Consider the following 21,376-nt stretch of genomic DNA (forward strand, 5'->3'; position numbering starts at 1 on the left):
CGACCGACCAGATGGCCGTGCGCCTCCATGGCGTCAGTCGGCATTTTGGCAAGTCGAACGACGCACTGGTACGCGCGGTCGATGGCGTAAGCCTGAGCATTCGACCGGGAGCGCTGACGCTGGTGATGGGCCCCAGCGGCAGCGGCAAGACGACCTTGTTGTCGCTGATTGGCGGATTGCTTGCGCCAAGTGCGGGAGAGGTGGAGGTCGATGGCACGCGACTCGCCGCGCTGGCTCCCGCAGCCCTCACGGCGTTTCGCCTGCGTCGGGTTGGATTCGTGTTCCAGCGATTCCGACTGCTCGACGCGCTGAGTGCCCTCGAGAACATCGAGTTACCACTGACGCTCGCCGGCGTGGGCCGCCCCGCGTCGCGGGAGCGTGCACACGCGCTGGCGGCACGCGTGGGGCTTTCCCTTCGGCATGATGCGCGCGCCGGAACGCTCAGTGGTGGCGAGCAGCAGCGCGTGGCGATCGCCCGCGCGCTGGCCAACGATCCGCGAATCCTGCTTGCCGATGAGCCCACCGGCAGCCTTGACTCCCGCGCCGGGCAGCGCATCATCGAGTTGCTGCACGCTTCGGCCATCGAGGGGACGGCCGTGTTGGTGGTTAGCCACGACGCGCGGCTGATGCCGTACGCCCATACGGTCGTGCGCATGGAGGATGGACACGTAACCACGATCGATACCGCATGAAGACGACTTTTGACACGATGGTTGCCGGGCTGCAGCGGGTCTACAGCCGGTTCGACGCCGACGCGATCGCCGACACCAGGGAGTACGTGCGCCGACTCCAGCGCACGCCGCTACGCGGCACCGCGACGCTGTCCGAGTATCATGAATGCCTGCTCTTCCTGCGCGCCCATCCGTCCGATGCGGACATGGTGCGGCTGGTGGACGCATCGCTCACGCGCCTGGCGACCTTCCTGCGGAAACGCCGCAGTGGCCATGCAGAGGCGCCCGACAGCGTGGGGCTACCGTTCGTCAGCCAGGTCACACGATTCTCGCACGACTGTGTGCGATGGTTGTCCCGTCATCCGCATTGTGCGGTGCGCTTCGAAGAGTTCGCCGAGGCCACGCTCGACCTGAACGCAGTGCTGCGGCTGACGCTCACCACCCTCGAGCGGAGCGAAACGAACGCGGAGCTCTCCAACGATGCGTTGCTGGACGTGCTCGGCGTGCGGCCCGACAGGCGTCTGGCCTTTCTCCTCGCCGAGCTGAGTCGGCTGGATGGCTCGCCGTACATCAAGGACCAACTGTACGACGCCCTGGGCGTGATGGTGCGCGTAACACCCACGCATGTCGATTTTTCCGCCGCCTTCAATCGACTTCCCGGCTCCACGCCATTCTATCAGTCGGAACGCATCAGGCAGTTCGACGCGGCCGCGCTGATCGACCGCACGCTGCCATCGGCACGACGTTTGAACACCGCCGCACGCGAACACGTCGTGCGGGTGATCCGAAACACGATGACCTTGACCAGTCGCGAGACCGATCCGGCCACCTATCTTGACGCGCGATCACTGCGCGTCTTCGACCTCGATCGCGGGGTTTCAGTTGCCATCTACGGGATGACACACGACCGGCAGCTGGCGCTCGAATCGTATGTGGGTTTCACTGCTTTCCGGAACGGCATGCCGGTGTCGTACGGTGGCGCCTGGATGCTGGGCGAGCGAGCGGACTTCGGGATGAACATTTTCGAACCCTATCGCGGCGGCGAGTCAGGCTATCTCATGTGTCAGTTGCTGCGCGTGTACCACCGGATGTTCGACGTGCGATACTTCGAGGTCGACGCACACCAGTTCGGCCTCGACAATCCCGAAGGCATCGACACTGGCGCGTTCTGGTTCTATTACCGGTATGGATTCCGCCCCGTCGACCCGGCGCTGGCGGTGCTGGCGCGTCGAGAGAAGTCGCGACTGGCCGCCAAGCCGCTCGCGCGCTCGACGCGCAAGACATTGCTCGCGCTCACCGGGAGCAGCGTGGCGCTGAGTTTCGGTGGCAGGGCGCCGATCAGCCTGTACCAGATAACCACGCGGGTAACGCGTATGGTACAGCGGCATTTTGGCGGCGACCGACCCGCCGCGGAGCGCGAGTGCGTGAGCCGCTTCCTCGCCGCTTCGGGTCGATCGCGGCCGCGCGATCCCGACCAACGCGCCGCGCTGGTCGAACTCGCGATGGTGGCCGGTGCCTTGCGTGTCACCGACGCCGCAGGCGTGCGATTACTGGCCGAGATGGTCGAGGCCAAGCCGGTCGACGTGTATCGGTACCAGCGGTTGCTGTCGGCGTTCCTGAGTACGCCGCGTGTCGCCTCGTCGCGGCAGTGAGCGCAAGGCTACGGGCGCTTGCGGATGGAGTCGGCGAGTGACGCCGGCACTCGCACACCGTACGGCGAGGCGCGTGCCACGCGCTTGAAGTACTCGTAGGCCGCATCGGCCACCTGCCGGATAGTTCGCGTGGCAACCACGTCGTCGGAGTAGTTCACCATCACCGTGACGACGTACGGATTCGCCGGCAGCGCGAACAGCCCCCACGACGTTTCCACACCCTCGACCGTACCGGGTTTCCAGGCCACCCGTACCCCGGCCGGCACGCTGCCGGGGAATTGACCATCCTTGGGAATCTCCAGGATGCGTCGCAGGTCGTCGCAACGCGTCTTCGCCATCGGCAGTTCGCACGTGTGAATGCGTCGCATCAGCTCGGCCGCTTGCGCTGGCGTGGCCACGTTCTCGTTGCCGATTGCGCTTTCCAGCGGCCGAATCATCAGGCGCTGCAGCGCGATGGCTCCGAGACGCAGTGATGCCATCGTCTTGTTCACCGCGCCCATTCCCACCTTGCCGATCAGCATGTTGGTGGCCGTGTTGTCCGACAGCACGATCATCAATACAGCCAGATCGCGCAGCGCCAGCATCGATTGTCCGTCGCCAAACCACTGCGCTACGCCCGTTCCGCCTACCTGATCCGCCGCGCGCACCGCCACGCGTTCGTCCAGTGACAGCGTGCCGGCGTCGGCCTGGCGGAACAGCTCCACCAGTAGCGGAATCTTGATGGCGCTCCCCTGCGGGAATACCAGCGTGTCGTTCACGCCGAACCGTTCACCACTCTTCAGGTCGATGACCCCGATCCCCACCACCCCATCGGTCGAGCGCGCCACCTCGACCAGTCGGGCGCGGAACTTGGCGGTGAGCTGGGCGCGCTGATCGGACTGCGCCTGCGCAGGTGACGCGAGAGTGCAGATCAGCAGTGCGGCGGTGAGCACTTTGCGCATGGTTCGGCCCAGTGGCTGAGGTGTGTCGGGGAATGTGGGTCGCGCGCAGTCGTCCGACCAGCGTGGGTTTGCCTGCAGGCCAGCCCCACCGTAAGCTCAACGCATGACCAGCCGCCGCTCCTTCATGAAAGACGCCGCCCTGCTCGGCGCCGCTTCCCTTGCCGCCGGCACTCCTGCCTTGGCCACGACCGCCGCCGACACCGCGCCCAACGGCACCGCGCCCAACGGTACCCAGCCACCGCTCAAGCCACCCGCCGGCACGCCGCAACAGGTGGCGCGCAACGAAGTATTCTGGCAGCAGGTGGCCGCACGGTATCACGTGAAATCCGGCCTCAACAACATGGAGGCCGGGTTCTTCGGCATGATGGCCCGGCCGGTGCTTGAGGCCTATCACCGCAACATCGATCGTGCCAATCGCGACAGTTCGTTCTTCGCGCGTCGCGAGTTCCCGGCGTTGCAGCAGCAGGCGCGCGTGCGCGTGGCCGAGTTCATCGGGGCGAAGCCCACCGAGATTGCGTTCTCGCGCAACGCCACCGAGGCCTTGCAGGGGCTCATCGGGCAGTACAACAAGATCAGGTCGGGCGACACCATCATGTACGCCGATCTCGACTACAACGCCATGCAGTACGCCATGAATGCGCTGGCCGAGCGCACCGGGGCGAAGCTGGTGACGTTCGACATCCCCGAGCCCGCGTCCCGCGACGCCATCCTGGCGGCATACACGAAAGCGCTGGACGCTAATCCGAAGACGAAGCTGTTGCTGCTGACCCACTGCAACAACAAGACCGGCCTGTTGTTGCCGGTAAAGGACATCGTCGCCATCGCACGGCCGCGCGGCATCGACGTGGTGGTGGACGCCGCGCATTCGTTCGGGCAGGTGTCGCTCACCATGGCTGATCTCGACGCCGATTTCGTGGGACTCAACCTCCACAAATGGATCGGTGCGCCGGTCGGTGCGGGCGTGATGTACATCCGCGAGGACAAGTTGGCGTCGATCGATCGCGCGCACGGAGACGTGGGCCCGCTGGAGGGCATCGACAGTCGCATGCATACCGGTACCAGCAACTTCGCGACAATCCTCACCATTCCCGATGCGCTGGACTTCCAGGCCACCATTGGCGTCGCCAACAAGGCGGCGCGCCTGCGATATCTGCGCGATCGCTGGGTCGGCGCCGTGCGCACAGTCTCGGGGGTGGATATCCTCACGCCGGACGATCCTGAACTCGTCGGCGCGATTACCGGGTTCCGACTGCATGGTCGCGGCACTCGCGAGGCCAATCAGGCGATCACCAAAGCGCTCCTTGACGAGTTCGGAATCTTCACGTTCTACCGAACGGGCCTCGCCAAGGGCGACTGTGTGCGCGTGACACCGGCCCTGTACAACAGCGTGGCCGACGCCGACGCCCTGGCATCGGCGATCAAGACCGTGGCTTTGCGGGGGTAGCGTCCTACCTCGTTCGTTGCAGCGCCGCCCTGATCGCTTGCTCCACGATTGGCCCCATCACCCGGTATCCTGCCTCGTTCGGGTGCACGCCATCCGCTGCCAGTTCCTTCGGCAGCCCCTGCCGCGCATCCGCCATGGCGCCGTGGAAATCCGCGTACTGCGCGTCATGCGATGTGGCATACGCGCGAATCCACGTGTTGAGCGCCACGATTTTCGGTGCCGGCTCAAGTCCGGGCTTCCACGGGTAGTCGAACACGGGCAGCACCGAGCACAAGACCACACGAATTCCGTTCGACCGCGCCAGCTCGGCCATCGACGCAAGGTTGTCCTCGATCATCTCCAGCGTTGACGGACCGGTGTTTCCGGCGATGTCATTGGTGCCGGCGAGGATCACCACGACACGGGGCTTGAGCGCAATGACGTCCTGCCGGAAGCGGACCAGCATCTGCGGCGTGGTTTGCCCGCTGATCCCGCGGCCGATGTACGGCTTGCCGGCAAACATGGTGGGGAACAGCGGCGCCCACGCCTCGGTGATGGAGTTGCCCATGAACACCACGCGCGGCTCTCCGCGCGCGGGCGGAGCGAGTTCCGCGTTGGCCTGCCGGAATCGCTGCAGCGACGCCCAGTCGGACGGCGTCGGCTGCGCCGGTGACGCCGACGCCGCGAGGCTCATGAAGACGGCGGCGAGGACGCGCATGGTCGCTCGATTCATGGCCTTCACAGCCCCATCCCGCGCAGCCACGCCAGTGCTCGCGACGCATACAGGCGCTCGTCCTCCTGGCTCGTCGAGTCGATCGTTCCGGCCAACACTTCGGCCAGGTCCGACCAGAGCAACAGCCCCACACCACCCAGGTTCTCCAATCCATCGGACCGATGCTTGCCAAGCGCGTGACGCACCTTTGTCACGTCGCGATAACTCTCCACCGCCTTGACACCCTCCTCCGAGCGCCGGCGATCAGCGACCAGCAGACTGAAGTGGAAGCGCCGAACGCCGGCGTAGTACGACCCCACGTCGATGTTGCGCAACACCTGGTCGCGGTCGGCGCGTGTGGTCGTGCGCGTACTGATGTCGCCGTGCAGCTTCGCCTCGATGAACCACACCATACTGGGTGTCTCGATGACGACATCGATTTCTGATTCGCCTTCGTCGGCGTCCACCAACAGCGCCGGTGGCGGTTCCACCGTCTTCCACAGCGCAACGGTCGCATGCTCGGCATGCGACAGCATCGCACCGGGGAAGGCGGTGGCGAACAGGTCGGGCAGCCAAATGGTGGGGGCGATCTGGCGCAGCGACCGGAATACGTTCCAGGTCACGGCATCCTCGCTATTCACACTGCGCAAGTGCTTGCGCTTGCTGGCCCGCATCGACGCGAACACCGGATCGTATCGGTCGATGATCAGGTTGTCTCGGAAGTCTTCGGCGATGAACACACCGGACTTGGATTCACGTCCCTTGGTCACGTTGTCCTCGCAATCGGGGTCTTCAGTCTTCGCACCGGCTTGCCGCATTGAGAACTTACCCGTGAATCTGCCTCGCCGTCTCGTCGCGAATCGCACGGGGGGGGGGAATCACCCGGACACGGCGCCTGTCATGAGGAACCCGATGCGCCGGTCAGGGAATTGCCCTTGTTGTCACGCCTACACCGCTTCTAGCGTGAGGGGCAGTACTCACACGTCAGGAGGCGAAATGATCCGAAATGTACTTTTGGTGCTGACCGTGGCCCTCTCGGCGTGCCTCTCGACCAACGCCACGATTCTGAATCCATCCGCGGTGAAGCACCCGCCACTCTCGGCCGATCAGGTACGCATCTACCGCACCGCTGCGCAGGTTACCGGGAAGTACGAGGAGATCGCGCTGCTCAACTCGACCGCTGAATCGAGCTGGACCAACGAGCGCGAGATGATGGAATCGATGCGCCAGAAGGCGGCCAAGCTTGGCGCAAATGGCGTCATTCTGGATGCGATCGATGAGCCTGGAGCGGCTGCCAAGGTTGCGGCTGCCGTGTTTGGAACCACTACTCAGCGGAAGGGTCGGGCGATCGCGATTTTCGTCTTCCCGGATTCCACCACGAAAACGCCATAGCGACTGCACGGCGAGCACTACTGCGCGATCCCCATCAGGTATTTCCCGTACCACGCCAGATACCGATCATACCGATCGCGCACAAAGCTCGGTCGCGTGATCCCGTGAAACTGCCCGGGATAGACCACCATCTGCGACGGCACACCAAGCGACGTGAGCGCCTGATACATCTGCTCACCGCCGGCAATCGGCACGTTGAAGTCCTTCTCCCCACCCAGGAACAACGTGGGCGTCGTGATGCGATCGGCGTGCCAGAAAGGATATGACACCTTCTCCCAGAGCTTGGGGTTCTTCCACGGCGCCCCGAGCTCGTTTTCGTACTGATAGATGTACTGGTCGGAGCCGTACATCGTTGTTTGCAGTGCACTGCCGGCCCCGCTCGTGGCCGACTTGAATCGGGTGGTCGTGGCGATCGTATAGTCAGTAAGAATGCCACCGTAGCTCCACCCGCCGATGCCCATGCGCGTGGTGTCCACGATGCCCATGCCGATGACATGGTCCACGCCCGCCATCAGATCCTGCACCTCCTTGTTTCCCCAGTCGGCGAAAATCGCCTTCTTCCACGCCTGACCCTTCCCGCTGCTGCCGCGATAGTTCACCGCCAGCACCAGGTAGCCGTTCGCGGCGAACAATTCGCGCTCGAAGGCAAAGCTGTGCTGGTCCTGCCCGTTCGGCCCGCCGTGAATGCGCAGCAACAACGGGTACTTCTTTCCGGCCTGGAAGTCCGCCGGCTTCACCAGCAACGCACCGACCGTGAGTCCGTCCTTGTTCTTGAAGGACACATCGTCCGTCATGCCCACACGCAACGCCGCGAAGATCGAGTCGTTCACGTGCGTCAGCGCGCGCAGGGTCCCGTTCTCGAACGCGTGAACCTCGGGTGTTCGAACGGCCGTGCCGGTGTTGAGTACGAGCCGCCCATTGGGCGAAACGTCGTACGCGGAGACCACGCGCCGTCCCGGCACAAGACGCGTGACCGCCCCGCCGGATGCCGGCACAGCGGCCAGGTGGACGGCGCGATCGTCTCCCAGCAGGAAGCGGAGTGTCGAACCATCGGTACTCCAGGTGAGCGCGCTCACGTCACGATCCAGCGAGGGCGCCACGTATCGCGCCGCACCACCGGCACTGGGAATAACCGCAATCTGATTCTGCGTGTACGCCGACAGCTGCGGCTCGCTCCCCTGCAGATACGCAATGGACTTTCCGTCGGGGCTCCACACCGGACCCGCATCAGGTCCGTTCCACGTGGTGAGCTTGCGCGGCGTCGCGCCGACGGTGGCGTCGATCACGTAGATGTCGCTGTTATTCGCGCGATCGGGATCGGCCTCGCCCCGTTCCGTGACAAAGGCCAACTGCCGGCCGTCGGGGGACCAGCGCACCGACGCGTCATCGACATCGCCGGTGGTGAGTTGCACCGATTTCTTCGTGGCAACGTCAACGATCCAAATGTGATCGCGCAGGCGATCAAGGTAGCCCACGATGTCGCGCTTGAAGCCGTACCGGTCCAACACGATCGGTTTGGGGTTCTTCGACTTGAGCGAGTCGGGCTTTGCCTCCTCGGGGTCGGGATCGTGCGACACCACGGCAATGCGTGTTCCGTCTGGTGACCACTCGTATTCGTTCACGCCCCCCTTCAGGTCGGTGAGACGAACCGCTTCCCCTCCAGCGCGGTCGAGCAGCCAGATCTGCCCGCCTTTCGAGTCGTAGCGGCCCGACACGAAGGACAGGTAGCGATTGTCCGGGCTGAATCGCGGATTGCTTTCCGATTCCGGCGACGCGGTCATGCGAAGCGTGCGGCTGCCATCCCAGCTCACCATCCAGACGTCGCTGTCGCTCTTGTCCTTCGCGGAGTCGGTGGTGGTGACTGTATAGGCAATCCATGCGCCGTCCGGCGAAATGCGCCCCGTACCCACGTCGCGTAGACGGTAGATATCGGTAGAACGAAGGCCGCGAGGCACTTGCGACCCGGCACCATGAGGCGTGGTCAGCAAGAGCGCTATCGACGCTGCCAGCGCACGCGATGCCGATGGATGGGAGCGGAAAAGACGGGCCATGAGCGGAACGGGACGTGAGGAGCAATTCGCGAGGATCGCGTATCGTAGCACGTTTGGCGTCAAATCGCTGCGCGTTGTAGCGCGCCCAGCAGATCACCCTTTCTGCTCGTAGTATTAGCCGTCGGGTCGCCCCGCCGACTTCCATGCTTCCACCCGTGAGGACACCATCATGATCAACCGTCGGGAGTTTATTGGCATCACCACCGGCGTGGGCGCGACACTGGGACTGACCCCGCAGCTGTTGCGCGCGCTCGCCCAGGGACCGTTGATCCAGCGCGCCATCCCGTCGTCCGGCGAGAAGATCCCCGTCATCGGGCTCGGCAGTTCGGCCACTTTCTCGCAAGTGGCACGTGCCGAGGACGTGAGCGCACTGCGCGCCGTCTTTCAGGCCATGTCCGAGCGCGGGGCCCGCGTCTTCGATACGGCACCCGGATACGGTGCCTCCGAGCAGGTCGCCGGCAAGCTGGTGAATGAACTCGGCATTGCCGACAAGATGTTCTGGGCCACGAAGGTCAACGTGGCCGGCCGGGGCGGCACGGCCGCCGACCCGGCCGCGGCGCGTGCGCAGATTGACCGGTCGCTGGCGATCTTCAATCAGCCGAAAATCGATCTGCTGCAGGTGCACAACATGGGTGATCCCGCCACGCAACTTGGCATTGTGCGCGAGTACAAGAAGGCCGGCAAGGTGCGCTACGTGGGCATCACCACCACGTTCCCCAATCAGTACGCGCAGCTCATCGACGTCATGAAGAGTGAGCCACTCGACTTCATCGGCGTCGACTACGCGGCCGACAATCGCGACGTGGAAGACCTCATCCTGCCGCTGGCGCTGGAAAAGAAGATCGCCGTCCTGGCCTACGCACCATTCGGCCGCACCAGCCTGTTCCGTCGTGCCGCCGGCAAGGAACTCCCGGCGTTCGCCAAGGACTTCGACGCCGCCACCTGGGCGCAGTTCTTCCTCAAATTCACGTTGTCACACCCGGCGATTACCGCCGTGACACCGGCAACCAGCCAGGCGAAGAACATGATTGACAACATCGGCGGCGGGATCGGACGGATCCCTAACGACGCGCAACGCAAGCAGATCATTGAATTCGTGGATGCGTTGCCGCCCGCACCCGGCCGCTGAAAATGACCGCGGATTCGGGATTCCTGGCTCGGCTGCGCACCAGCGTTGGCGCGCGCCCTGGCGAAGGCGCCGTGCTGGTGTGGGCCACCGCCTACTACTTCCTGGTGTTGTGCGCGTACTACGTCATTCGTCCAATTCGTGATGATATCGGCGCGTCCAGCGGCGCCGAGAAGCTGGCCTGGTTGTTCACTGGCACCATGCTGGGCATGCTGCTGGTGCATCCCCTCTACTCGAAGCTGGTGTCGACGCTGCGCCGACGGCAATTCATCGGATGGACCTATCGATTCTTCATCCTGAATCTGATCGCCTTCTACCTGGTGTTCCGGGCCGTCGACGCGTCTCAGGCGGTATGGGTCGGCCGCGTATTCTTTATCTGGACCAGCATTTTCAATCTGTTCGTGGTGTCGGTGTTTTGGTCGCTTATCACCGACGTATTCCGTCCGGGGCAGGGCAAGCGGCTGTTCGGTGTCGTCGCCGTGGGTGGCACGGTGGGTGCCATGCTGGGTGCCACCATTACGACGGCGCTGGTCGGTGTGCTTGGTCCGCTCAATCTCATGCTGGTGTCGGCGCTCATCCTCGAGCTGGCCGTGCGCGCCTCGCGTGTGCTGGACCACGCCGAGTCGGGAATGCGGACCGTTGAAGCGCACGAGGCCTCGTCACCCCGTGTTCTGACACCCACTGAAGCGAGGATTGCGTCGGCGGGCGACGCGTCGCACGAGGTGATTGGCGGCGGCATGCTGGACGGGATCAGGCACATCGTGTCGTCGCCCTACCTGCTGGGCATTGCCTCACTGATCCTGTTCTACACGATCTCGTCCACGTTCCTGTACTTCCAGCAGGTGGACGTCGTGGCCCGCGTGTTTGGCGACGACCGGGCGGCCCGCACGCAGGTGTTCGGCACGATGGACATCGCCGTGAACGCGCTGACGCTGCTGGCCCAGCTCTTCCTCACCGGCCGCTTCATCAAGTGGCTGGGGGTGGGCGCCGCGCTGGCGTTCCTGCCGATCGTCACCATGATCGGCTTTGGCATCATGGGATTCGCCCCGGTGCTGATGGTGCTGGTGGTGTTCCAGACCATTCGTCGCGCCGGCAACTTTGCGATTCAGCGGCCCGGACGCGAAGCCCTGTTCACGGTGCTTGATCGCACGGACAAGTACAAAGCCAAGAACTTCAGCGACACCTTTGTCTATCGACTGGGCGACCAGGTGGGTGCGTGGTCGTACGCAGGGATGGCGGTGTTCGGACTGGGACTATCAGGGCTGGCGTTCACCATGGTGCCGTTCTCGGCCGCGTGGCTGCTGCTCACTGTGTGGTTGGGTCGGCAATACGCGCGCCGCGAGACGCATTGACGCGTCGCGCGGACGCCTCAGGCGCGTCGTTTACGGGTGCTTCTTCGGCAGGGCCGGCGCCTTGTCGGGCCCGCCGTGCGCTTTCACGAGTCCCGTATCGAGCAGGTCACCGCCGCCGCTGCGCTTCGCCACCGCACGCGTCGCGCTGTCGGCCAATGCCGTGTTTCCGGTAGCCTGACCCACCATGTAGATGCCATACCATGGCGCCGCATGATCGGGGACATCCTTCGCGGCGGCCTCGTAGAAGCGCATGGCTTGATCGTACTGTTTGAGACGGAAGGCGATGTTGCCACTGTCCAGACGTGCGGCCGCGCTGGCTGTCAGGCCGGGCGGCAGTTGATTGGTTGCACCCGGAACAAATGCGCCACCGTCGGCTGCACCGAGCGGTGTTTTCGGTACGTCGGGGGCACTGCAGGCCACCGCCAACAGGGTGACCGGTGCCAACAGACCTCGCGACAAGCGGCGAACCGAGATCCCATATATTCGACTCACAAGTGCTCCGTGTCGTGATGGATTGACGCGTACTTCAAGTGGCTCCAAGATGTTCTGACACTATCGCTGAGCGGTGAGCCTGCCTTTCCGATTGTCGCAGGAGGTTGCTGCGACAGCACCCTAGAACCGCCAGCTCAGCGAAACATACTGCTGCAGGAGCCGATCCACCGCGCCAATCTCGCGATACGTCGAGACCATCACGTACCACTGCCGGCCGATTCCGGCATCCGCATCGAAGCCCACCCACGTGGTGCGCGCCGGTACCATACCATCGGTCGCGCGCTGGTCGTCACGTCGGCCGGCTGTCGCTTCGAGGCGAATGCGGCCGAACGGATTGGCCTCCACTGATGCCGAGGTCAGCGTACCCGTCACCGTGGGTCCCGTGTATTTCGTGGCCCGGGCTCGCATGCCGAGTCCGAGCGGCGTCAGGCGTGTGACCGACAGCATCGCGGTGTTTGACTGGCTGCGTCCTACCGTCTCGCCGTTGCTCGTGCGCATGTCCGCGCTCGCGTAAACGTGCGGCACTGACATCGATACGCCGCCCCAGTATCCCTTGCGCAACGCATCGTCGAACGCGATGTCCGGCGTGAGAAAGTCCCGGTACAGTCGCACGCTGCGCCGACTGTCATAGCCACCGTTCACCGACAGCGACCGGTTGAGCGCTACGCGCAACGTCGCGAAGGTCGAAGTCGGGGTGATGCCCTTCCCCGCTTCGGCGTCGCGTTTCCAGCCACGATTGACATCGATTTCCTGCGTGGCATACAGCGACAGTACGGGACTCACATAGATCGTTGATAGCAGCGCGAACTCGCGATTCACACCATCGGTGGTGTACGACCCCACGCCCCCCACGGTCGTCTGGAACATCGAGCCGGTGCCCGGCGCATTGTGCCACTGCAGCCAGGCCCCTGCCTCCTTGATCGCCCCCGACGGGTGGAAGTTGAGGTAGTCGGGCTGTGTGCCGCCCAAGGCCCCCACACGCCAGTGTTTGCGGTCAATATCGAGGGTCAGACCATCGAAGAACCCCAGCGGAGACAACACATTGGAAAGCTGTCGTCCCATGGTCACCCGAGCGGGGAACGTGCCGCCGCCCTGAAACTCGACCAGCGATTGATAGACACGCGTGCTGCCGTCGATTCGTCCGCTGCCGGTGGTTTGCCGGTGGGCACGGGCGTCAACCAGAATCCCCAGCGGTGAACCATCCATGCGATGTCCTTCCAGTCGCAAGTCGACGGCCGGCTGCGTGAGTCGCCCACTCGATCCCGTGCCTGTCTGCAACGACATATAGCGCAGGCCCAGACGGCCCTGCAGCGCGCGTGGTCCCTTCTTTCGCGTATCCCCCAGACGCGGCGTATCGCGCTTCGCGCTGTCGCGGCTCACGGTGGTGCTGGACGCCACGACCACGGGATCGACCGCCGGAATAAATCGCGCACTGTCCCCGATCACCACGCCGGTGCCGCGGGTGATGCGCGACGCGGCACTGGACGACGACACGAACTGCACTTCGAGCACGGCGATGACCGAATCGCGCCGCATGATATCCACCACGCTCCGTTCGCGCAGTCCGGCCATGCTGCCAGCATCGATGTAGATCAGTTCGCCGCTCAGGTACGTAACCCGTGCCCACCGGAATCGCGGGTCGGCCGCGGGTTTGACTGCCGCGCCGCTCGTCGGTGCAGCAGCGGTGGTTGGTACGACGATTTTCTTCGCGGTGGCGCTATCGCGCGCGGCCGACGGCGTCACCTTGCGCACCGGTGTTGTGGCCGGTCGCTTGGGAAGTGGCGCACGAGCGGCGCCCGACTGCTGTGCCGCGAGCGGACTGGCCACCAGCAGCCCGCCCACGCACAACGCCGCCGCGACGGCGATTCTCAACTCGAGCCTCGTGGATGACACGCGTAACATGCGGTGCTCTCGTAGCGGTACCCGCTGCGACCACGGTGCTTGCTGTCCATCGTGGTCTGGGCGTGCTCATGACATGTCAGACAGGTGAACTCCTTGTAGTTCGACGTGTTCGCGTGGCATTGCGTACAGGTTGTCCATTTGGCGCGGTGCTTGCCCGAGTAGATCGGGAACCACGGTCCGTCGTGGTTGAACGTGGCACCGGTCCATTGCGACGTCGTATGGCAACTCTCACACGTTGTCGGGAAGCCCGCCGTGCGATGGTTGGGATTGGTGGTCGCGTTGAACTCTGGCGTGTGACAGGCACTGCACACCTTGGGCTTGCCGCGGTAGACGCCGTCGGAGTGACAGGCCAGACAGGTGGCCGGCAGGTGGCGACCCGTGAGCGGGAACGTCGTGGTGCTGTGACTCCAGGACGACGGGGTCCACGCGGTGACATTGTGGCAACTGGTGCACGTGGTGGAGTACCCCAACGCTGTGTGATTCGGCCGCGACGAAGAGGTGAACGCGTTCTGGTGGCATCCCACGCAGGTGGTGGTCTTGCCACGGAACACGCCGTCGCCGTGGCAACCCTGACAGGTCACGGTGCGATGCGCTCCGGCCAGCGGGAACGCGGTGGTGGCATGATCGAATGATGCGGGCGTCCACGCGGTAGCCGAGTGACACGTTTCGCACGTGTTGGGAAATCCCGACGTACGGTGATTGGGTCGCGTGCTGGCATCGAACTTCGCCTGATGGCAGCTGGCGCAGGTCATCGACTTGCCGCGATACACCCCGTCACCATGACATCCCAGACAGCTCACCGCACGATGCGCCCCGACCAAGGGGAATCGCGTGACGGCATGATCATACGTCGCGGGCGTCCATGCCGTCGCGGAATGGCAACTCTCGCACGTTGTGGCGATCCCCGACGCCCGGTGATTGGGTCGCGTGCTGGCATCGAACTTGGCCTGGTGACAGCTCACGCACGTCATCGGCTTGCCCTTGTACACGCCGTCGCCATGACAGGCGAGGCACGTGGCCGAACGGTGCGCGCCGACCAGCGGGAATCGCGTCAGCGCGTGATCGAATCCGGCCGGTTTCCAGGCCGTCACCGTGTGGCACGTTTCACAGGTGGTGCTATAGCCGGCCGTGCGATGATTCGGCTGTGTGGTGGCGTCGAACTTCGCTTGATGGCAGCTCACACAGGTCGTCGGCTTGCCGCGATAGACGCCATCGCTGTGGCAGCTGGCACAGCTGACCGCGCGATGCGCGCCGCCAGCGGGAAACGCGTGACCGCGTGATCGTACGTGGCCGGCGTCCAGGCCGTTGCCGTGTGGCAGCTCTCGCAGGTGGTGGCAATGCCCGACGCCCGGTGATTGGGTCGCGTGCTGGCATCGAACTTGGCCTGGTGACAGCTCACGCACGTCATCGGCTTGCCCTTGTACACGCCGTCGCCATGACAGGCGAGGCACGTGGCCGAACGGTGCGCGCCGACCAGCGGGAATCGCGTCAGCGCGTGATCGAATCCGGCCGGTTTCCAGGCCGTCACCGTGTGGCACGTTTCACAGGCGGTGCCATAGCCGGCCGTGCGATGATTCGGCTGTGTGGTGGCGTCGAACTTCGTTTGATGGCAGCTCACACAGGTCGTCGGCTTGCCGCGATAGACGCCATCGCTGTGGCAGCTGGCACAGCTGACCGCGCGATGCGCGCCCGCCAGCGGGAAACGCGTGACCGCGTGATCGTACGTGGCCGGCGTCCAGGCCGTTGCCGTGTGGCAGCTCTCGCAGGTGGTGGCAATGCCCGACGCCCGGTGATTGGGTCGCGTGCTGGCATCGAACTTGGCCTGGTGACAGCTCACGCACGTCGTGGGTTTGCCACGGAACACGCCGTCCGCGTGGCATCTTTCGCACGTCGTGGCGCGATGCGCCCCCACCAAGGGGAATCGCGAGTGGTCGAACGCCGCCGGTTTCCACGCCGTCACCGTGTGGCAGGTTTCACAGGTGGTACTGTAGCCGGACGTGCGGTGATTGGGCTGCGTGGTCGCGTCGAACTTGCCCTGATGGCAGCTCACACACGTGGTGGGCTTGCCCCGATACACGCCATCGCCGTGACAGAGCTGACAATTCACCGCGCGATGGGCACCGGCCAGCGGGAATTGCGTCTGGTTGTGATCGAAGGTCGCCGGCTTCCAGCCGGTGGCGGTGTGACAGCTCTCACAGGTGGCGGGAATCCCGGTGGTGCGATGATTGGGCTGCGTGGTGGCGTCGAAGTCACGCTGGTGACACGACTGACAGATGCTTGGCTTGCCGGCGTAGACCCGGTCGCTGTGACAGGCGAGACAGGTGGCGCCGACATGCTTGCCCAGCAGCGGGAAACGCGTGGCGTTGTGGTTGAATGGCGTGCCGGTCCACCGTTGCGTGCTGTGGCAGCTTTCGCACGTCGTCGCGAAACGGGCCTGCGCGTGGTGCGGCGCCGTGGTCGCGTCGTACGTGGTCTGGTGACATCCCACGCACGTCATCGGCTTGCCGCGGAATACGCCGTCGCCATGGCAACTGCGACAGCTCAGCGTCAGATGCGCACCGGTCAACACAAAGCGCGTGATCGCCGCATGATCGAACTGGCCGTGTTCCCACTGCGCCGGCGTATGACACGTCTCGCACGTGGTGGGGAACCCCAGCTGGCGGTGGTTGGGCTGCGTGGTCCCATCGTAGTTGCGCTGGTGACACGACTGGCACACCGCCGACTTGCCCGCATAGACCTTGTCGCTGTGGCAGGCCAGGCACGTCTGCGGCACATGGCGCCCGGTCAACGGGAAACGCGTCTGCGCATGATCGAATCGCGCACCGGCCCAGGCGGTGGTGGTGTGACACGATTCGCACGTGGCGGCGAACCGGGCCTGCGCGTGATGCGGATTGGTGGTGGCGTCAGCCTTGCCCTGATGGCAGCTGGCACAGGCCATCGACTTGCCCTTGAACACGTTGTCGGCGTGACACCCCGCGCAGGTGACCGCGCGATGGTTGCCGGTCAGCGCGAATCGCGTGGTCCCGTGATCAAACGGTGCGCCCAGCCACGTGGTGGTGGTGTGACAGCCTTCGCATGTATTGGAGAATCCCGCCGCGCGATGGGGCGGCTTGCTGGTGCGATCGACATCGGGCTGATGACAGCTGAGACAGGTGGATGGCGTGCCCGCATAGGTGCCGGTCTTGTGGCAGGATACGCAAGTCGCGGCCACGTGCTTGCCAGTGAGCGGGTACTTGGTCTGCGTCTGATGATCGAACTTGGCGCCTTTCCATTGCGCCGTGCCGTGGCAGGATTCGCACGCGGTCGGGAATCCCTGGCTGTGCTTGGGTTCGGCCGCCGCGGCGTAGTCGGCCTGATGACACGAGACGCAACTCATGCTGCGCCCGGCATACGCGTTGTCCGCGTGACAGCCGGCACAGGTCGCCGTCTGGTGCTTGCCGGTCAGGGCGAATTTGGTGGTGTTGTGGTCGAACGAGGCGCCAGTCCAGGTGGAAATCGTATGGCAGCTGGTGCAGTCCTGCGAAAAATGCGCGGCCACGTGATTGGGCGACTTGGTGGCCCGGAACGTCGGCGCATGACAGCTCTGACAGGAGCTGCTGCGCGCGGCAAACTGCAGTTGGCCGGGTCCCGTGCGAATGTGGCACGACTCGCAGGTGGCGATGGCGTGGGCGCCGCGCAACGGGAACCGCGACGCCTGATGCGTGCGTACAGCCGTGCCGCGATCGATGAAGCTGCGCGTGTTGTGACAACGGGCGCAGCTCACGCCGAATTCACCCTTGTGCGGATCGGAATGGCAGGAGGCACAGGTGGTGGTGACGCCCTTGAAGTCGAGCTGCTTGTGACACGACAGGCAGGTGGCGCGCTCGTGCGCGCCGACCAGCGGAAACGTGCGCTCGGCATGCTTGAACGTCGGGGCGATGCGCGCCGGCTTCCAGGCATCCGCGCGATGGCAACTGGCGCAGGCTTCGCGCAACTCGGTGCCGTGCGGTGAGCTGACCGTGGACGCTGCCGTGGCGACGCGCAGAGGCGGCTGAATGGCGGGACGCGGTTGCGCCCCGCCAACACCGGTGGCACCGAGGAGGGCCACGCCCAGCAGCAGTCGTAGCGACCACGTCATCGTGCCCCCTTCGGTTTCGCGGTATGACAGGATTCGCACGCGGTGGACACACCAGCGTACTGCCGGCGCGCCGATTCCGGTGTGTTCGGCATCACCGAACGCGCTGGCGCGATCGGATGACACTTGGCACAGGCGACCGTCGCGTGGGCGCCAGCCAGCGGGAATTTGGTGGCCTTTTCATGGTCGAACCGTTCGGCACCGGCAAAACGCAAGACGGTGTGACACGACTCGCAGGCTCCACGATCTTTGCGACGACCGAACTGGGTGCCATGCAACTCTTCGTGGCAGCCCACGCATTGGGCACTGCGTGACTGCGAGAACGGCAGGGCCGGCAGAGCCAGCGCACTCAACTTCAGCGAGCCACGCCCCGCCGGCGCTATCAGCTCCTTGTGACAATTCGCACAGGGGAGTGCCCGATGGGCTCCTTCGAGGGCATAGCCCAGCGTGCGGTGACTGTCGCTGGTGACAGTGGACGGACGAAAGCGTGCCGTGCCATGACAGCCACGGCATGACGCGCTGCCCCCCAAATTGGCCTTTGCGCCACTCGCCAGATAGCGACCGGCATGCGGGTCAGCGTGGCAACTCGCACACGCCGTATCACCAACGGCAAACGCAAACTTGGCCTTGCCGGTGGACATGGTCAGCGCCGGAAGACCCTTGCGATCGACGGCATGACAGGCGGCGCACACGGCCGTCGCGTGCGCCCCTTCAAGGGCAAAACGGAATTTCGCGTGGGCCGCCACGGTCGTCGTGCTGGGCCTGAAGCCCTCCACCGTGTGGCACGACGTGCAGCCGCCCTTGGCGCCGCGCACCGCCGGTTGCCCATCATGCGCGTCGACGTGACAGTCGGTGCACGTGGTGGCGGTCATCTTGAGGCGGACATACATCGCGGCGCTCAGCACACCCTGCGCCGAACCGCCCGTCGCTGACGCGGCGGCAGTGCGGACCGTGGTGTGGCAGGCGGCGCATTTGGTTGACGTATGCTTTCCCTCGAGCGGATACGCCGTACCGGCGTGTTCCGCCACGGTATAAGTGGCTGGAGCGAATCCTGCCACCTTATGGCAGGCGGCGCAGTCACGGGTTCGGCCCGCTTCGTTCCGATGTACGTCCGCATGGCAGCCGGCGCAGGTGGCAAAGGCCGGTGTCGGCTTCTCGTTGCCCTTGCCATGACACGCCGCACAGCTCACCGCGCCATGCTTGCCACTTAGCGGGTACCGCGTGGCGTCATGGTTGAACTCGCGCTTGTCGATCGTCGCCCACCCCTTCGTTTCGTGGCACGTACTGCACGCGTCCCGAATACGGCCCTTGTGCGGATCGGCGTGGCAGTCGTTGCACTTCGCATACGGCACCGGGCGGTACAGCGGGATTTTTTCACCCTTCGCCGACAGCTTCAGCGGCAGTCTCGCGGTGGCGTGGCACTTCTCGCATTTCACGTCCGAGTGTTTGCCGGTCAGCGGATAGCGCGCGTCGTCATGGGCGAACGTGGGAGCCGGTGCCCACGCCTTGGCATCGTGACACTGGTCGCAGCCACCCTTGAGCGCCCCCTCGTGAATGTCATCGCTGACGTGACAGCTGTTGCAGGTGGTCTCGAATCCAACCCACGGGGTGCCAGTCTTGCGCTTGGACAGTGCCGCCACCGCTGACTTCCGATACTTCGTGGTGTGGCAGTCCTCGCACTTGGCCTCGACGTGCTTCCCCTCAAGCGCCCACCCGGCCTGCTTGTGATCAAAACGCGCCTTGCCCGCTCCCGGCCAGGCGATCATCGCAAAGTCTTCGCCGGCATGATCAGGGTGGCAACTCGCGCATTCCATCCGCTGCGAGGCCGTCAGGCGCGCATGATACCCGCGCTTCTGGTCGATCAGCGACTTCACATCCTTGTGGCAATTGAGGCACGAGGTGGCCATCGGCGCCCGCGACAACGAGTGACACTGTACGCATTGCGCGGACCCCTCCAGACTGGCGTGCGGCCGGGCCAACTTGCCGGGCGAGATCTGCCCCGCCACGCTGCGCGGGAGCGCCATCACGAACAGCGTCACCATGACGGCCAGCCCGCGCGCCAGCCATCGACGCCTGCCGTCACCACAGTGCAGCGCATGAATCATCCGACCTTGGCGACCTCGCGCGGCATCGGCACGTCCTTCTCCACGATGCGCACACCCAGCTTCTCGAGAAACGCCGACGGAGCTTCACCGCCGATGCGCACGATGACCGTGTCGTTGGGCAGGATCATGGTTTCACCCTCGACGTCCATGACCACCACGTCGGAGCGAATTTCGCGCACTTCGCTGCGCAGCATCGGAATGACCAGCCCTGACGCGATCGCCTGATTGAGCTTGTCCTGGTTGCGTGCCTTCACCCGCGCAAACGACTCACCGCGATAGCTGAGACGCACTTCCGTATTCGGTTGGTTGGCCAGCCCCAGCGCCGACTCCACCGCGCTGTCGCCGCCGCCAACCACCAGCACTTTCTGGCCCGCGAATGCTTCCATCTCGACGATGTCGAAGAACACCTTGTCCGTTTCCTCGCCGGGCACGCCCAGGCGCCGCGGAGTGCCGCGACGTCCCATGGCCAACACCACACGCCGGGCGCGGTAGTGAGCCCCCTCGGCGACCACATCGAAGAACCGGCCGTCGCGGACGACACGATCGACCTTCACTCCGGTTCGCACCTGCAAACCGGTATTCGCGATGATCGTTCCCCAGACCTCAAGCAGCGTCTCCTTGGAAGCGTCCGCAATCCAGAGGTCCCCGTAGAGGGGGATCGACACCGGCTCCGCCAACAGCAATTTCTTGCGCGGATACTTGCGTACGGTATCGGATACCGATCCCTGTTCCAGAATCACATAGCGCAGACCGGCGCGGAGCGCCTCGAGTCCCGCGCTCAACCCGGCCGGGCCCGATCCGACGATGCACACGTCGAATGCCTCCGGATCGCCGTCGTTGCGCGCCTCACACGGCGGCAACTGTGCCACCACGTGCTCGATGGCCATCTTCCCTTCGTTGATCGCGTTCTTGATCAGACCGCGGCCGCCCAGTTCACCGACGATGTAGATGCCCGGCACGTTGGATTGGAAATTGCCGTCGATCATCGGGACCGCGATGCGATTGATCGCGGCCCCGGTCGTCACGGCAATGGCGCTCACCGGACACGCCGACACGCAGTCGCCGTGGCCTTTGCACAGCGCGTCGTCGACCACGGCCAGCTTGCCACGCATCACGATGGCGCCGACTTCAGGGCATGCGGCCACGCAGGTGCCACACCCCACACACATGTCAGCCCGCACGAGTGCGCGCGGTGGCGCCGCACCCGGCGCGGCCGCACCGGGTGCGGACGTCGGTGCACCCACGATTTCGAAGATCTGTTGGGCAATGCCGCACCCCGGACAGTAGGTCGCCGAGAATGCCACTGATGCGCCGCATCGCGCGCACGGGCGCGATGCCTCTGGCGCGCGCGGGGGCGCCGTGCCGGCCGGCGCACTGCCGCGCAGGTGCCACCAGATGAACACCCCGGTCAGCGCAAAGAACCCAATGGTGGTCAGCAGCATA

Annotated in this window: 16 protein-coding genes; 6 read left to right on the forward strand and 10 right to left on the reverse strand. The window is 64.8% G+C overall.

What is annotated here, in order from left to right:
• Positions 1 to 11 precede the first annotated feature (11 nt).
• Positions 12 to 692 carry an ABC transporter ATP-binding protein gene (locus IPP90_09370; protein ID MBL0170925.1) on the forward strand — a complete coding sequence of 227 codons (681 nt, stop codon included), beginning with the start codon at positions 12 to 14 and terminating at the stop codon, positions 690 to 692.
• A complete protein-coding gene (locus IPP90_09375) occupies positions 689 to 2,323 on the forward strand; it encodes a hypothetical protein (protein ID MBL0170926.1) in 1,635 nt (544 codons plus the stop codon). Before IPP90_09370 ends, IPP90_09375 begins: the two co-directional genes overlap by 4 nt.
• A gap of 8 nt (positions 2,324 to 2,331) precedes the next feature.
• Here IPP90_09375 and IPP90_09380 read toward each other — a convergent pair whose 3' ends face one another.
• On the reverse strand, positions 2,332 to 3,264 hold the full coding sequence (locus IPP90_09380; GenBank protein MBL0170927.1) for a serine hydrolase: 933 nt from the start codon (positions 3,262 to 3,264) through the stop codon (positions 2,332 to 2,334).
• A 103-nt stretch (positions 3,265 to 3,367) separates the two neighbouring features.
• On the opposite strand from IPP90_09380, the gene IPP90_09385 reads away from it, so the two are divergent.
• The gene (locus tag IPP90_09385; GenBank protein MBL0170928.1) at positions 3,368 to 4,708 is read left to right on the forward strand and encodes an aminotransferase class V-fold PLP-dependent enzyme; all 1,341 of its coding nucleotides are present in this window, start codon (positions 3,368 to 3,370) and stop codon (positions 4,706 to 4,708) included.
• A gap of 4 nt (positions 4,709 to 4,712) precedes the next feature.
• Here the strand turns inward: IPP90_09385 and IPP90_09390 are convergent, their stop codons facing one another.
• Entirely contained in the window at positions 4,713 to 5,420 is a 708-nt protein-coding gene (locus tag IPP90_09390; GenBank protein MBL0170929.1) for an SGNH/GDSL hydrolase family protein, read from the reverse strand.
• A gap of 5 nt (positions 5,421 to 5,425) precedes the next feature.
• Positions 5,426 to 6,169, reverse strand: a complete 744-nt coding sequence (locus IPP90_09395) for a hypothetical protein (GenBank protein MBL0170930.1) — start codon at positions 6,167 to 6,169, stop codon at positions 5,426 to 5,428.
• A gap of 226 nt (positions 6,170 to 6,395) precedes the next feature.
• Between IPP90_09395 and IPP90_09400 the strand changes: the two genes are divergently transcribed.
• A complete protein-coding gene (locus IPP90_09400) occupies positions 6,396 to 6,791 on the forward strand; it encodes a hypothetical protein (protein MBL0170931.1) in 396 nt (131 codons plus the stop codon).
• A gap of 17 nt (positions 6,792 to 6,808) precedes the next feature.
• Here the strand turns inward: IPP90_09400 and IPP90_09405 are convergent, their stop codons facing one another.
• Positions 6,809 to 8,842 (reverse strand): S9 family peptidase, encoded by a 2,034-nt coding sequence (locus IPP90_09405; GenBank protein ID MBL0170932.1) that lies wholly within the window; start codon positions 8,840 to 8,842, stop codon positions 6,809 to 6,811.
• 169 nt (positions 8,843 to 9,011) lie between these two features.
• Between IPP90_09405 and IPP90_09410 the strand changes: the two genes are divergently transcribed.
• Both IPP90_09410 and IPP90_09415 read left to right on the forward strand, forming a co-directional pair.
• Positions 9,012 to 9,971 (forward strand): aldo/keto reductase, encoded by a 960-nt coding sequence (locus IPP90_09410; GenBank protein ID MBL0170933.1) that lies wholly within the window; start codon positions 9,012 to 9,014, stop codon positions 9,969 to 9,971.
• Between the two features lie 2 nt (positions 9,972 to 9,973).
• Positions 9,974 to 11,320: an MFS transporter gene (locus IPP90_09415; protein ID MBL0170934.1), complete on the forward strand. Its 1,347-nt coding sequence runs from the start codon at positions 9,974 to 9,976 to the stop codon at positions 11,318 to 11,320.
• 30 nt (positions 11,321 to 11,350) lie between these two features.
• Here IPP90_09415 and IPP90_09420 read toward each other — a convergent pair whose 3' ends face one another.
• The 6 genes from IPP90_09420 to IPP90_09445 form a co-directional block, all read right to left on the reverse strand.
• Positions 11,351 to 11,812 carry a hypothetical protein gene (locus IPP90_09420; protein ID MBL0170935.1) on the reverse strand — a complete coding sequence of 154 codons (462 nt, stop codon included), beginning with the start codon at positions 11,810 to 11,812 and terminating at the stop codon, positions 11,351 to 11,353.
• A 120-nt stretch (positions 11,813 to 11,932) separates the two neighbouring features.
• On the reverse strand, positions 11,933 to 13,714 hold the full coding sequence (locus IPP90_09425) for a hypothetical protein (protein ID MBL0170936.1): 1,782 nt from the start codon (positions 13,712 to 13,714) through the stop codon (positions 11,933 to 11,935).
• Positions 13,681 to 14,895 carry a hypothetical protein gene (locus tag IPP90_09430; protein ID MBL0170937.1) on the reverse strand — a complete coding sequence of 405 codons (1,215 nt, stop codon included), beginning with the start codon at positions 14,893 to 14,895 and terminating at the stop codon, positions 13,681 to 13,683. Before IPP90_09430 ends, IPP90_09425 begins: the two co-directional genes overlap by 34 nt.
• On the reverse strand, positions 14,892 to 17,870 hold the full coding sequence (locus IPP90_09435; protein ID MBL0170938.1) for a hypothetical protein: 2,979 nt from the start codon (positions 17,868 to 17,870) through the stop codon (positions 14,892 to 14,894). The genes IPP90_09430 and IPP90_09435 overlap by 4 nt, the downstream gene beginning before the upstream one ends.
• Positions 17,828 to 19,933 carry a hypothetical protein gene (locus tag IPP90_09440; GenBank protein ID MBL0170939.1) on the reverse strand — a complete coding sequence of 702 codons (2,106 nt, stop codon included), beginning with the start codon at positions 19,931 to 19,933 and terminating at the stop codon, positions 17,828 to 17,830. The genes IPP90_09435 and IPP90_09440 overlap by 43 nt, the downstream gene beginning before the upstream one ends.
• Positions 19,930 to 21,375 (reverse strand): NAD(P)-binding domain-containing protein, encoded by a 1,446-nt coding sequence (locus IPP90_09445; protein MBL0170940.1) that lies wholly within the window; start codon positions 21,373 to 21,375, stop codon positions 19,930 to 19,932. Before IPP90_09445 ends, IPP90_09440 begins: the two co-directional genes overlap by 4 nt.
• Position 21,376: the final 1 nt, after the last annotated feature.

The organism is Gemmatimonadaceae bacterium (genome assembly GCA_016720905.1).
Taxonomy (GTDB): Bacteria; Gemmatimonadota; Gemmatimonadetes; order Gemmatimonadales; family Gemmatimonadaceae; genus Gemmatimonas.